Raw genomic sequence first — 14,443 nt, 5'->3', positions numbered from 1 at the left:
CCGGTTCGCCGGTCCCTGAGCCTGTCGAAGGGCCGCCCGCCCAGAACCACCTTCAACAGCTAAGGACACCCCGTGGCACAAGAAGTGCTCACCGACCTCAACAAGGTCCGCAACATCGGCATCATGGCGCACATCGATGCCGGCAAGACGACGACGACCGAGCGCATCCTGTTCTACACGGGCGTCAACCACAAGATCGGCGAGACGCACGACGGCGCTGCCACCACCGACTGGATGGAGCAGGAGCAGGAGCGCGGCATCACGATCACGTCGGCCGCCGTCACGTGCTTCTGGAACAAGAACCAGATCAACATCATCGACACGCCCGGCCACGTCGACTTCACGGTCGAGGTCGAGCGTTCGCTGCGCGTCCTCGACGGCGCGGTCGCCGTCTTCGACGGCAAGGAGGGCGTCGAGCCCCAGTCCGAGACCGTCTGGCGTCAGGCCGACAAGTACGACGTTCCCCGCATCTGCTTCGTCAACAAGATGGACAAGCTGGGCGCCGACTTCTACTTCACGGTCGACACCATCGTCAACCGCCTGAAGGCCAAGCCGCTCGTGCTCCAGCTGCCCATCGGCTCGGAGAGCGACTTCGTGGGCGTCGTCGACCTCGTCGAGATGCGCGCGCTGGTGTGGCCCGGCGACGCCAAGGGCGACGTGACCATGGGCGCCAAGTACGAGATCCAGGAGATCCCGGCCGACCTCGCCGACAAGGCCGCGGAGTACCGCGAGATCCTTCTCGAGACGGTCGCCGAGTCCGACGAGGAGCTTCTCGAGAAGCACTTCGGCGGCGAGGAGCTCACGGTCGCCGAGATCAAGGCCGCAATCCGCAAGCTCACCATCGCCTCGGAGCTCTACCCCGTGCTCTGCGGCTCGGCGTTCAAGAACCGCGGCGTGCAGCCGATGCTCGACGCCGTCGTGGACTACCTCCCGTCGCCCCTCGACGTCCCCGCCATCGAGGCGAAGGACCCGAAGGACGAAGAGGTCATCATCGAGCGTCACGCCGACCGCGACGAGCCGTTCGCGGCGCTCGCGTTCAAGATCGTGACGCACCCGTTCTTCGGTCGCCTCACCTACATCCGCGTCTACTCGGGTCACCTCGACTCGGGTGCCCAGGTCGTCAACGCGACCAAGGGCAAGAAGGAGCGCATCGGGAAGATCTTCCAGATGCACGCCAACAAGGAGATGCCGGTCGACTCGGTCACCGCGGGCCACATCTACGCGGTCATCGGCCTCAAGGACACCACCACCGGTGACACCCTGGCCGACAGCGCCAACCAGGTCGTCCTCGAGTCGATGACGTTCCCGGAGCCGGTCATCGAGGTCGCCATCGAGCCCAAGACCAAGGCCGACCAGGAGAAGCTGGGTCTCGCGATCCAGAAGCTCGCCGAAGAGGACCCGACGTTCCGCGTCGAGCAGAACGCCGAGACCGGCCAGACGGTCATCAAGGGCATGGGCGAGCTGCACCTCGACATCCTCGTGGACCGCATGAAGCGCGAGTTCAAGGTCGAGGCCAACGTCGGAAAGCCCCAGGTGGCGTACCGCGAGACGATCAAGAAGACCGTCGAGCGTCACGACTACACCCACAAGAAGCAGACCGGTGGCTCGGGCCAGTTCGCGAAGATCCAGTTCGCGCTGGAGCCCCTCGAGGTCACGGCCGACAAGACGTACGAGTTCGAGAACAAGGTCACCGGTGGCCGGATCCCGCGCGAGTACATCGAGCCGACCAACCAGGGCTTCCAGGACGCCATGAACGTCGGCGTGCTCGCCGGCTACCCCATGGTGGGCGTGAAGGCGATCCTCATGGACGGCGCGTCGCACGACGTCGACTCGTCCGAGATGGCGTTCAAGATCGCTGGCTCCATGGGCTTCAAGGAGGCCGTCCGCAAGGCGAACCCCGTCATCCTCGAGCCGCTCATGGCGGTCGAGGTGCGTACTCCCGAGGAGTACATGGGTGACGTCATCGGCGACCTGAACTCGCGTCGTGGCCAGATCCAGTCGATGGAGGACGCCCAGGGCGTCAAGGTCGTCCGTGCGCTGGTCCCGCTGTCCGAGATGTTCGGCTACATCGGCGACCTGCGCTCGAAGACCTCGGGCCGCGCCGTGTACTCGATGGAGTTCGACAGCTACGCCGAGGTTCCTCGCAACGTGGCCGACGAGATCGTCCAGAAGGTCAAGGGCGAGTAACCCTTTTCCGTCGGGATGCCTCGGTGACGAGGCATCCCGACGGCACAACTTCACACAGAATCACCAGAACCGTCTCTACTAAGGTGGAGATATCCCCGTAGACGACCGGCGCACACCAGCGCCCGGAACCTCTACACGAACGTCCTGAGGAGGACCCAGTGGCTAAGGCCAAGTTCGAGCGCACCAAGCCGCACGTGAACATCGGAACGATCGGTCACGTCGACCACGGCAAGACCACGCTCACCGCCGCAATCTCGAAGGTGCTCGCCGACAAGTACCCGTCGGCCACCAACGTGCAGCGCGACTTCGCGTCGATCGACTCGGCTCCCGAGGAGCGTCAGCGCGGTATCACGATCAACATCTCGCACGTCGAGTACGAGACCCCGAAGCGTCACTACGCCCACGTCGACGCCCCGGGTCACGCCGACTACATCAAGAACATGATCACCGGTGCCGCTCAGATGGACGGCGCGATCCTCGTGGTCGCCGCCACCGACGGCCCGATGGCTCAGACGCGTGAGCACGTGCTGCTCGCCAAGCAGGTCGGCGTGCCCTACCTGCTCGTCGCGCTGAACAAGTCGGACATGGTCGACGACGAGGAGATCCTGGAGCTCGTCGAGCTCGAGGTCCGCGAGCTGCTCTCGTCGCAGGACTTCGACGGCGACAACGCTCCGGTCGTCCGCGTCTCGGGCCTCAAGGCTCTCGAGGGCGACGCCGAGTGGACCGCCAAGATCCTCGAGCTCATGGAGGCGGTCGACGAGTCGATCCCCGACCCGGTGCGCGACAAGGACAAGCCGTTCCTCATGCCGATCGAGGACGTCTTCACCATCACCGGCCGTGGCACGGTCGTCACGGGCCGCGCCGAGCGTGGCACGCTGGCCATCAACTCCGAGGTCGAGATCGTGGGTCTGCGCCCGACGCAGAAGACGATCGTCACCGGTATCGAGATGTTCCACAAGCAGCTCGACGAGGCCTGGGCCGGCGAGAACTGTGGTCTGCTCCTGCGCGGCACCAAGCGTGACGACGTCGAGCGCGGCCAGGTCGTCGTGAAGCCCGGTTCGGTCACCCCGCACACCAACTTCGAGGGCACGGCGTACATCCTGTCCAAGGAGGAGGGCGGCCGTCACAACCCGTTCTTCACGAACTACCGTCCGCAGTTCTACTTCCGCACCACCGACGTCACCGGCGTCATCACGCTGCCCGAGGGCACCGAGATGGTCATGCCCGGCGACACCACCGACATGACGGTCGAGCTGATCCAGCCGATCGCCATGGAGGAGGGCCTCGGCTACGCCATCCGTGAGGGTGGCCGCACCGTCGGCGCCGGCACGGTCACGAAGATCATCAAGTAAGTTCTTCGCGCACTGCTGCGAGAAGCCCCCGGGAGTGATCCCGGGGGCTTCTCCGCGTTCCGGGCGTCTTCTTCCCGTGCGGGCGGTTGACGAGCGACGGGGTACCGCCGCAGCATCCGTCGCGACAGTATGGGTCTGGACGCCTCGCCGGGGGCGTGCGAAGGAGTGAGCATGGGCGGTTTCGAAGACCTCGTCAACCAGGGCAAGGACCTCTACGAGCAGAACAAGGACAAGATCGGCGAGTTCCTGAAGTCCGAGCAGGCCGAGGACATCAGCGACAAGGTGCTCGACGGTGCCTCCGATCTCGCCAAGAAGGTCGTGCCGGAGGAGCACCACGGAACGGTCGACGACGTCCGCGGGAACGTCGACGGAGCGGTCGGCAACCAATAGCGGCAGCATTCAGGGAGCGGCCCGGGGAGACCCGGGCCGCTTTCGCGTTTCCTGAGGCGATCGTGATCTCGGCGTGACTATTGGGACTTGACGTCTCGATCGGCGCGCCGATAGCTTGACCGTGGGCTACGTGCGTCCGGTGCGACTGGGGAGTCAACACCGGATGGGAACGCACACTTGGGGAGCCTGACCGGGAAATTCGGGGTCCCCTTGAGCTGACATCAGCGAGAAGGGGAAACCTTGATGTCTGGGCACTGGGGAATTGACGGTTCGGCGCGCTCGGGAGTGCGGCGGGGGCTTCGGGAGGCGCGCGAGCGCGACCGCAAGCTGACGATGAGGCACCGGTGGTACGCCGGTGGCATCGCGACGCTGCTGGCGGGCGCGCTGATGTTCACCGGGGTCACCCCGGCGATCGCCGACGTCGTGCCGACGCCGACGCCGACCGCCGAGGAGACGACTCCCTCGGGCGACACGACGCCCCCTGCGGAGGAGACGCCGGCCGAGCCGGCGCCGTCTGACCCGGCGCCCGCCCCGTCCGAGCCCGCTCCGGCAGAACCCGCTCCCGTTGAGCCGGCTCCGGCGCCGGAGTCGACGGAACCGCAGCCCGAGCAGCAGGAGCCCCAGGCGCGTATCGCGGCGCCCGAGCAGAACCTCGTCGCGCCGCTCGCGCTCGTCGCGGCCGACTGCGCCGGCGGCAATGCGGTCTGCGGCACGCTCACGATGACGAACATCATCGTGGGCGGCGGCCCTGCGTCGACCGACGACTGGGCGCTCCTCGCCGACGGCAGCTCGCCCGACAACGACTACGTCTTCACGAGCGGCCAGCAGCGCCGCGTGTCGAAGCCGGGCACGTACACGCTCACCGCGACGGGCAACGGCGACACCGCGAACTACGTCAGCGTTCTCAGCTGCACGCTGAACGACACCAACGGCAACACCCGGCTGCGATTCACCCAGCCCAACACCCTGGCGTACGAGGGCGGTGCCGACCAGAACCTCGTCGCTGCCTGTACGTTCACGCACACCTACAGTGCGCCGCAGCAGGCGACCATCACAGTGAAGGCCGGCTCGGACCGCACCGGAGTCACGGGCGTCACCAACCTGATGGGAGTCGTCCTCCACCTCCAGAGCGACAGCAACGGCGCTCCGAGCGGCGCTCGCGCCGACGGCGTCGCAGGCGACGGTGCGGGCTGGGCGCGCTGCGTCTCGGACGCCAACGGCGACTGCGTCTTCACCGTGCCGGCTACGCAGCCCGGCGGCGCGAACAACGGCACCCGCCCGTGGGTCGTGCAGTACAGCGTCCCCGCCGGCTACTACGCCAACCCGACGCTGCGCGTCGGCGGCGCCTCCGGCAGCGGCTCGGCACTCGCCTACCAGTTCCGCATGAAAGTCGGTCTGCAGGGGACCACTTCCTATTCGTCGCTGAACGCCGCCCAGCTCATGCTCGACTCGGGCTCGGCCTACAACGCGTCGCAGGGCATCTGGCAGCAGTCGCGCAACAACCCGACGCTCGCCCCTGCATGTGGTCTCGATGTCGCGCTGATCCTCGACATCTCCGGCTCGGTGGGGGATGCGCTGCCGAACCTCAAGCAGGCGGCGAACACCTTCGTCGACGCCCTGCAGGGCACGCCCTCGCGCATGTCGCTGTTCTCGTTCTCGTGGCAGACACCCGGGGCGGGCGCAGCGCAGAACTACCCCGACCTGGTGTCCGTGTCGACCGCTGGGCAGGGCACGACGTTCAAGAACCGCTACGCAGGGTGGACGTCCTCGGGCGGCACGAACTGGGACCGCGGTCTCGGCATCGCAGCCTCGTCCAACACCGGAGACAACAAGTTCGACGTCGCCGTGGTCATCACCGACGGCAACCCGACCACGTACAACCAGCCCTACCAGGGCAGCGGCAGCGACAACCGCTTCCGTGAGACCGAGAACGGCATCTACTCGGCCAACGCCCTGAAGGCGGCCGGCACCCGGGTGCTCGCCTTCGGTGTCGGGGCGGGTGCGACGGGCGCGACGAACTCGCTCAACCTGCGTGCGATCTCCGGGCCGACCGCCTACAACGGCAGCAACGGCCAGGTGGCCGACTATTACCAGACAGCGGACTACAGCTCCGTCGGCACGGCGCTGCGCAACCTCGCCCTCGGCAACTGCGCCGGCTCGCTGACCGTGACGAAGATGATCGTCCCGAGCAACGCGCCGCAGGGCTCGATCCAGGGTGCCACGCCTGCCGGTGCCGACTGGACCTTCACCAGCCAGATCAACACGGCCGGTGTCACGACCCCCAACGCGTCGCGCACCACGATCGACGACAACACGGGCACCGTCACCTTCCCGCTCACGTTCCCCGGCGGAACGTCGAACGCGTCGGTCACGGTCACCGAGACGCAGCACCCGGGCTTCACCCTCCAACCCGTCGGTGGACAGAACGCGGTGTGCACGAACCTGAACACCCAACAGAACGTGGTTCCGACCGGCAATCCGACGAATGGGTTCACCGTCACGGTGCCGAGCACCGAGGCGATCAACTGCATCGTCTACAACCGCGCCCCCAACCCGGAGGCCGATCTGACCGTCAGCAAGGTGTGGAAGGTCAACGGCGTCGAGTACCCCAACGGCGCGCAGCCGGCGGGCCTGTCGGCGCAGCTGACCCTCACCGGTCCGGGTGCCGCGGGGGCGACGAACCAGGGCTGGGGCGTGACGCGCACCGGCTACACCCAGAACGGGAGCGCCACGATCAACGAGTCTGTGACGCTGATCGATCCGACGATGTGCACCAACGTCGCGAAGATCACGACGCTCAACGGGTCACCGACGGACATCATGCTGGGCTCCGGCTACCAGATGCAGCTCACGCAGCAGCACAACACCGCGACGATCACCAACACCGTCACCTGCCAGAGCCGCCTCACGCTCATCAAGGAGGTGGCGAACGGACCCGGTGACGTGTCGACGTGGGATCTCCATGCTCAGTTCCTCGCGGGGTCGCCGGTGCCCGCTCCTGCGCTGCCCGGATTCTCGGGCGCGACCGGAACAGCCGCGGCGACCAACCAGCCGGTCACACCGGACGCGCGCTATCAGCTGTTCGAGGAGGACGGCGACCCGCGCTATGAGCAGATCGACAACCGGACGTCGTCGCAGTCCAACCCGGCCTCGACCGGTTCGGCGACCTGTATCAGAATCGAGGCCGACGGCGACCCCTGGCCTGGCAGCGGATACTCCGACGGCATCAACGGCGGCGTCAATGTTCCGCTCGGCTTCCGAGTGGCGTGCACGCTGACCAACCAGAGTGCACAGCTCACGCTCCTGAAGAGCGTCGTCAACGACAACGGCGGCGACAAGACCCCCTCCGACTGGCAGCTCACAGCGACCCCCGCGACCCTCGCCGGCCTCACACCCGAGACCGTCACCGGGTCCGGCGTCTTCGTCGAGGCGAGCCGGTTCTGGGTGCGCCCGGACCACGTCTACACGCTGACCGAGTCCACGGTGACGGGCTACTCCTTCCAGAAGCTGCAGCAGTTCGTGGGCGGCACCTGGGTGGACGTCGTCGCGAACCCGGATCCCACGAAGTACCCGCAGAAGAACGGCGCGGGCAATTGGCAGATCACGGTCGACGCCCTCGCGAACGACATCTACCGGTTCGTGAACGACGACGACGCCCCGAAGCTGACGCTCGTGAAGGAGGTCGTGAACGACAACGGCGGCACCGCGCAGAACACCGCGTGGACGCTGACGGCGACCTCCCCGGACGGCCCGAACCTGAGCGGCACGACCGGTGTCAGCGGCGATGTCGTGGCGAACGAGGGCTACACCCTCGGTGAGGCGAACGGGCCGAGCGGCTACGACTGGACCAAGCTTTCCTGCACGGGTCATCCGAACACGACGAAGGACAGCCCGACGCTGAAGCTCGAGCCGGGCGACGACGTGACCTGCACCTTCACGAACGATGACAAGCCGGGCAAGCTCACCCTGATCAAGGTCCTCGACGCTGCAAACGGCGGTTCGGCGGTCCCGGCCGACTGGAATCAGAAGCTCACCGCGAAGCGCGGCCAGGACGCGACGCTGACGTTCAACCACAACGAGACGAAGGACGTTCCGGCCGGCGTGTACGCGCTGAACGAGATCAGCCAGATCACCGGCTACGAGTGGACCGACCTCGCCTGCTCGACCGGACAGACCTCGCTCGCGGACAAGACCGTCACGGTCGCGAACGGCGCGAACGTCACCTGTACGTTCACCAACCGCGCGATCAAGCCGACGCTGACGCTCATCAAGATCGTCGACAACAAGAACGGCGCCGGCTCGGCGACTCCCGACATGTGGACCCTCACGGCGGCGGCTCAGGGCCAGCCGACCGTGACCGGTCAGGGGACGGCATCCGGGGCGGTCATGCCGGGATCGGAATATGTTCTCTCCGAGAGCGAGAACGTGTCCGGCTACACACCCGGTGACTGGAGCTGCTACGTGACGGGCAGCGACCCGCGCGTGGCGTTCCCGATCGACGACGACACCGTCGTCCCGGTCGTCGGCAAGAACGTGACCTGCGAGATCACGAACACCGCCGTGCCCGCTGAGGGCAGCATCGTCAAGCAGGTGCGTGCCGGTTCGCCGCAGCAGATCGCCGCGGGTCCCGACGCCGGAAAGTGGCAGATCGTCTACGACATCACCGTCACCAACGAGTCGCGCACCTCGACGCTGTTCTACTCGCTCACCGACGCGCTGCAGCTGGGTGCGGGTATCACCGCCTCGTCGGCGGCCTGGACGGGACCGAACGGAACCAGCGGTGCGTTCTCACTGCCGGCCGGAACCGCGATGCTTGCGACCAACGCGTCGCTCCCACCGCAGACGAACGGCGGCCTGCCGCTGGCGACCCACGTCTACACGGTGACGGTGATCGCCGACGTCGCGCCGAGCGCGGCCGGCGCGGACTCGTCGGTCTGCACCTCGACCCAGCCGAAGCGGGCGTTCCTCAACACCGCGACGCTCACCGTCGACGGCAAGCCGACGACGGTGCAGGACTGCACGCAGCCGGTGTTCCCGACGATCCTGAAGGTCGGCACCAACCCGGCATCGCAGAACCCGGATGCCTCATGGAACATCCAGTACACGGTCACGGTGGGCAACCCCAGCACGACGACCGCGGTGCAGGCGACGCTGAGCGATGCGTTCCCGGCGGCCCCGGCCGGCTGGACGCTCGTCCCGAACAGCTGGACCGTGGCTGCCGTCGGCAGCGCGCCGGCGCCTGCCGCCTCGCCGTACGCGCCCGGGTCGGCCACGATCTGGCAGGGCGCTCTGCCCGCGAACACGAGCTACTCCTACACGGTCACCGGCAGGCTCGTGCCCACGACCACGGCGACGCCGATCGGTGACTGCGCAGCGCAGGCGGGTCTCAAGAACAAGGCGACCGTCACCTCCGGCCAGATCGTCAAGGATGCGACCGGCTGCGTCACCGTCGTGCTGCCTCCGGTCGCGGTCACCAAGACCGACGGCACGGCCACGCAGCTCGCCGACGGGAACTGGCAGATCGACTACACGGTGACGGTCACCAACGCGAGCAGCTTCGCGACGGTGTACACGCTCACGGACACGCCTGATCTCGGCACCGGCTTCTCGGTCGTCAGCGGCACGTGGCAGGGCACCGCCCCGACCCCGAACAAGGCGATCGCGGCGAACAGCTCGCAGCAGTACGTGTACCGCATCGTGGCATCGTTCGATTCGGCGACCGAAGATCCCGAGCTCGAATGCGTCCCGGGTGAAGGAGGCGCGTTCTACAACGTCGCCTCGATCACCTACCCCGGCGGCACCGCCAGCGACGACGGCTGCGCCGAGCCCGGCGCCCCGACGGTGACGAAGACCGCCGCGGCTCCGACTCCTGGCGCGGGTGGCGCGTGGAGCATCTCGTACACGGTCGTGGTGAGCAACACGAGCGGGATGACGCTCGCGTACACGCTCGGCGACGCGCCGATCGCGCTGCCGACCGGTGTCGACCTGACGACGCCGTGGGCGGTGTCGGGCCCGGTCAAGGTGCCGGCCGATGCCGGCGACGCGACGCTGACGGCCGGCTGGAACGGCGCCGACCAAACGCAGGTGGCCACCGGCACCCTCCCGAACGGAGCGACCCACACCTACACGGTCACCGCGGGTGTCACGCTCACGACGGATGTCGACCCTGACGTCCTGAAGTGTTCGGAGAGCCCGGCCGAGAACAGCGGCATCTGGAACACGACGGTCGTCACGAACGGCGTCTTCGAGGTCTCGGACGAGGACTGCATCGAGATCCTGCCGGTGCCCGTCGAGGTCGTGAAGTCGAACGGCGTCGCAGCGCAGGGTGCAGGCGGCGTCTGGACGATCGAGTACGAGGTGACGGTGTCGAACCCGAACCCGCTGCCGAGCGTCTACACGCTGACCGATGCGCCGCAGTTCGACGCGAGCTTCGAGATCCTCACGCAGGGTTGGGAAGGCTCGCCGGACACCACCGATGTGCCGATCGCGGCGAACGCCACCGGGGCTGCGGCTCACGTCTACACCTACGTGGTGACGGCGAACTCGACGGTCGACCCGGTTCCCGCGTCCGGCCTGCGATGCACGGAGAACGGCGGTGGCTTCTTCAACGTCGCGACCGTGGCCTTCCCCGGCGGCACCGACAGCGACAGCGGCTGCGCCGTGCCGGCGAAGCCGGCGGTGCAGAAGACGGCGCTCGAGTCGGTCCAGGATCCCGCAACGGGTGAGTGGACGCTGCGCTACGAGGTTTCGGTGACCAACACCACCGGCCTCACGCTGTGGTACTCCGTGACCGACACTCCGGAGGCGCTGCCGACCGGCGTGAGCGGTGGCGAGTGGACCGCCTCCGGCCCGGTGGTCGCGGGCGGCGGCTCGGGCACGCTCAACCCGGCGTGGGACGGCGACGCTGTCGTGCAGCTCGCGACCGGCGTGTTCCCCACCGGTGCCACGCACACCTACACGGTGACGCGCACCGTCTCGATCGCGGCATCCGTCGACGACACCGTCCTCGACTGCCAGAGCGAGGGGGGCGGGATCTGGAACTCGACGACCGTCACCAACGGCGTCGGCGGGAACACCAGCGAGGACTGCGCCGAGATCGACCGCCCGGGCGTCACGATCGACAAGACCGTGACGGGCACGAAGCAGCTCGCGGACGGCACGTGGGAGATCACCTACGACGTCGTCGTGACCAACGAGTCCACGGAGCTGCCCGCGATCTACAGCCTGGCCGACACGCTCGAGTTCGGTGGCGACATCGTGATCGACGACGCGTCGTGGGCCGGACCGACCGGTGGCGACTCGTTCGAGGGCCCGGGCTGGACCGACACGCTGGCGACGGATCGGGTGCTCGCGCCGAGGGCCGGCGACGCGGGGGTCGACACCTACACGGTGACGGTTCACGCGACGGTGGATGCTGCGGCCTGGGAGGGCGACACCCTCGTGTGCCAGGACGGCGAAGAACCCGGTGCGGGCGGCTTCCTCAACACGGCCGTCGTGACGGTCAACGGCGAGGATATCCCCGCGGACGACTGCTCAGAGCCGAAGCTGCCGACGTTCCAGAAGATCGGTGTCTCGGCGACGCAGGATGAGGACGACGCCACCCAGTGGCTCGTGACGTACGAGCTCCGGGTCACCGGCAGCGGCTACGACACGTTCTACTCGCTGTCCGACACCCCGGAGTTCGCGGAAGGCATCGATGTGATCTCGGGCGTCGCCCAGCGCACCGACACCGACCCCGACGGGCCGGCGATCCCGGTGACGGCGGGCACGGACTTCGTGACCGACGTGCCGCTGGGTGCCGACGACGAACCGCACGTCTACACGATCGCGTGGCTCGTCGACATCACCGACACCTTCGACCCCGACCTCGCAGCCTGCGAGGGAGAGGGGACCGGGTTCTTCAACAGGGCGCTGCTCTCGATCGGCGAGATCGAGATCCCCGGCGAGGACTGCATGCCCGTCGAGGACCGGGTGTACCCCGTGCCGACGAAGACGGTGACGTCGACGACGCAGGATCCCGAGACGGGTGACTGGACCATCGTCTACGAGATCGACGTCGCGCTGGCGCCCGAGGGACCGCTGAACCCCAAGGGACTCTCGGCGGAGTACGACCTCGAGGACGAGCTGCAGTTCGGTGGCGACATCAACATCGGCAGCGCCGAGTGGACCGGACCGAGCGACCTCAGCCCCGGCACCTTCCCGGCCCCCGACCAGCCCGCACAGCTGGCCGAGGACGAGAGGATCGACGCCGGCGAGACCGACACCTATGTCGTGACCGTCGTGGCCTCGGTGACCGAGGAGGCGATCGACGGCGGCACGACCGACTGCATCGGCGGCGAGGTTCCCGAGGCCGGAGGCTTCCTGAACACCGCGCTGCTGAGCTCGGGCGGGACGGACACCCCGGTCGAAGCCTGCTCCGAGCCGGTCTTCCCGACGATCGAGAAGCACGGCGGCGAGACGACCGACAACGGCGACGGCACGTGGGACATCGAGTACATCGTCACGGTGCGGTACCCGGAGTCCGACTCCGACCCGCTGCCGGAGTCGGTGGCCTACGACCTGACGGACGCTCCGGTGCTCCCGGCGGGCGTCGAGGTGGACGGCGACTGGCACGCCGAGGCGTGGGACGACGTCACCCCCGACCCGACGAACCCGACGTGGGACGGCTCGGGCACCTGGACGGTCGTCGACGACGGTGAGCTCACGCCCGAGGACGGCGTGCACACCTACCGGGTGTTCGCGACCGTCGTGGTCACCGCGCCGCCGGCAGGCGAGCCGGTGGTGTGCGATGACACCGGGGAATCGGGCATCCTGCTCCCGAACGTCGGCACCATCACGTCGGGCGAGTACACCGACGACGACAGCGGGTGCCAGGTGGTGCACTACGACGACGTCAAGATCGAGAAGACCGCCTCGAACCTCCCTGAGCAGGGCAGTGTCGAGCCGGGCGACGAGTTCGACTACGTCCTCACGGTGACGAACCTGGGAACGCGCGAGGCGACGAACGTCGTGGTCACCGACCCGATCCCGGCTCGTCTCGAGGTGACGGCGATCGATCTGCCCGCGGGCTGGGTCAACGACAACGCGCCGGCGCTCGTCGACGAGGACAACACCCTCATCGTCAGCACCCCGACGCTCGCCGTCGGCGCATCGGCGCAGATCGTCGTGACCGTCGCGTTCACCGAGGTCGAGACCGAGGTGATCGATGTCGGCACCGGCACGCCGCCGGAGACTCCGGCACCGATCGAGGAGTTCGTCAACACGGCGTGCGTCGAGGCCGACGTCGATGCGGTCGAGTCGAACAACTGCGACACCAACGAGATCCCGACCCGCGACTTCGCCGCGGTCGTCTACACCACGTGCGTGGGCGACGCTCCGTTCCTCGGGTGGTCGGTCTCGAAGTCGCAGACGCTGCTCGCCGAGCCGATCGACCTGTTCTGGGAGCCGGTCAACCCCGACGTGAAGCCGACCACGACGCCCGCGAACGTCGCTCTCTCCCAGCCGGGCGGGACGCTGACGTGGTCTGATGAGATCTCGTGGCCCGGTGCGGCGTTCACACCGTCCGGCATCTCGATCGACTACCCGGGATGGCGTGCCATCGAGGTGACCGACATCGTGCCCGGTTCGAATCCGACGCAGTACTACCTGCCCGGGACGAACGTGGTGATGACGCCGGCCCAGCAGGACGAGTTCGTCTTCAACGGCCTGATCCTCGACCCGAGCGAGCTCGACTTCGCCTGGCGCGGCAACACCGAGGTCACACTCTCGGTCAACCCGAGCCAGACGTTCTCGACCTCCTACCCGCCGGCGACGCCCGAGTGCTTCGTGGCACGCCACACCGAGGTGCAGATCGAGAAGACGGCGAGCGTCGAGAAGACCGAGCCCGGGAAGTCGTTCAGCTACACGCTCGACGTGGCGAACGTGAGCGACGACGCGGCGGCCGAGGGCGTGGTCGTGACCGACGCCATCCCGGCCGACATCAAGATCACCGCGGTGAACTGGACCGGCAAGGGCGACGCGAACACGTTCCCGAACTGGCAGTCCTGCGAGGTGACCGGTCAGAACGGCGCAGGCTACGGCGGCACGCTCACGTGCGTGCTGTTCGGGCCCCTGCAGCCGATCGACTCCGACAACGGCGGTGCATCCGTCGCCCCGAGGATCACGCTCTCGGCGACGGTGAACCCGGCATCGAAGGCGAACACGATCACGAACGTGGCGGTGGTGGACTACCACACGTTCGGCGACCCGGACGACCCGGGCCGTGACTCGGACGACGCCACGGTGCTGCTCTCGTCGCTGCCGGCGACCGGTGGGAGCCCGATGCTGCCGCTCATCCTGCTCGGTCTGGTCGTGATGCTCACGGGCGCCGCAGTGGTCGCGGTCTCGCGCCGCCGTCGCGGAGAGGCCAAGCCGACGCTGTGAGCCCTGGAGAGGGCGGGCACCCCCAAGGGCCCGTCCTCTCCGGTTCCCGGCATCCTTTTCGCCGCGTCACTTGACGCGGATGGATGCCGGGA

At 67.8% G+C, this 14,443-nt stretch carries 4 protein-coding genes; all 4 read left to right on the top strand.

From position 1 onward, the window contains the following. The first annotated feature begins 72 nt into the window (after nucleotides 1–72). The 4 genes from fusA (at nucleotide 73) to ACFQ7C_RS00680 (ending at nucleotide 14,351) form a co-directional block, all read left to right on the top strand. On the top strand, nucleotides 73–2,187 hold the full coding sequence (gene fusA / locus ACFQ7C_RS00695; RefSeq protein ID WP_378896570.1) for an elongation factor G: 2,115 nt from the start codon (nucleotides 73–75) through the stop codon (nucleotides 2,185–2,187). A 158-nt stretch (nucleotides 2,188–2,345) separates the two neighbouring features. Then, entirely contained in the window at nucleotides 2,346–3,539 is a 1,194-nt protein-coding gene (gene tuf / locus ACFQ7C_RS00690; RefSeq protein WP_378896568.1) for an elongation factor Tu, read from the top strand. Between the two features lie 171 nt (nucleotides 3,540–3,710). After that, nucleotides 3,711–3,929 carry an Rv0909 family putative TA system antitoxin gene (locus ACFQ7C_RS00685; RefSeq protein WP_378896566.1) on the top strand — a complete coding sequence of 73 codons (219 nt, stop codon included), beginning with the start codon at nucleotides 3,711–3,713 and terminating at the stop codon, nucleotides 3,927–3,929. Nucleotides 3,930–4,262: 333 nt separating this feature from the next. Next, a complete protein-coding gene (locus tag ACFQ7C_RS00680) occupies nucleotides 4,263–14,351 on the top strand; it encodes a VWA domain-containing protein (protein ID WP_378896563.1) in 10,089 nt (3,362 codons plus the stop codon). Nucleotides 14,352–14,443: the final 92 nt, after the last annotated feature.

This window comes from Microbacterium sp. NPDC056569 (assembly GCF_042793475.1).
Classification (GTDB): domain Bacteria; phylum Actinomycetota; class Actinomycetes; order Actinomycetales; family Microbacteriaceae; genus Microbacterium.
The sequence above is the reverse complement of the archived record's forward strand: the minus strand, read 5'-3'. Positions and strand labels throughout refer to the sequence as shown.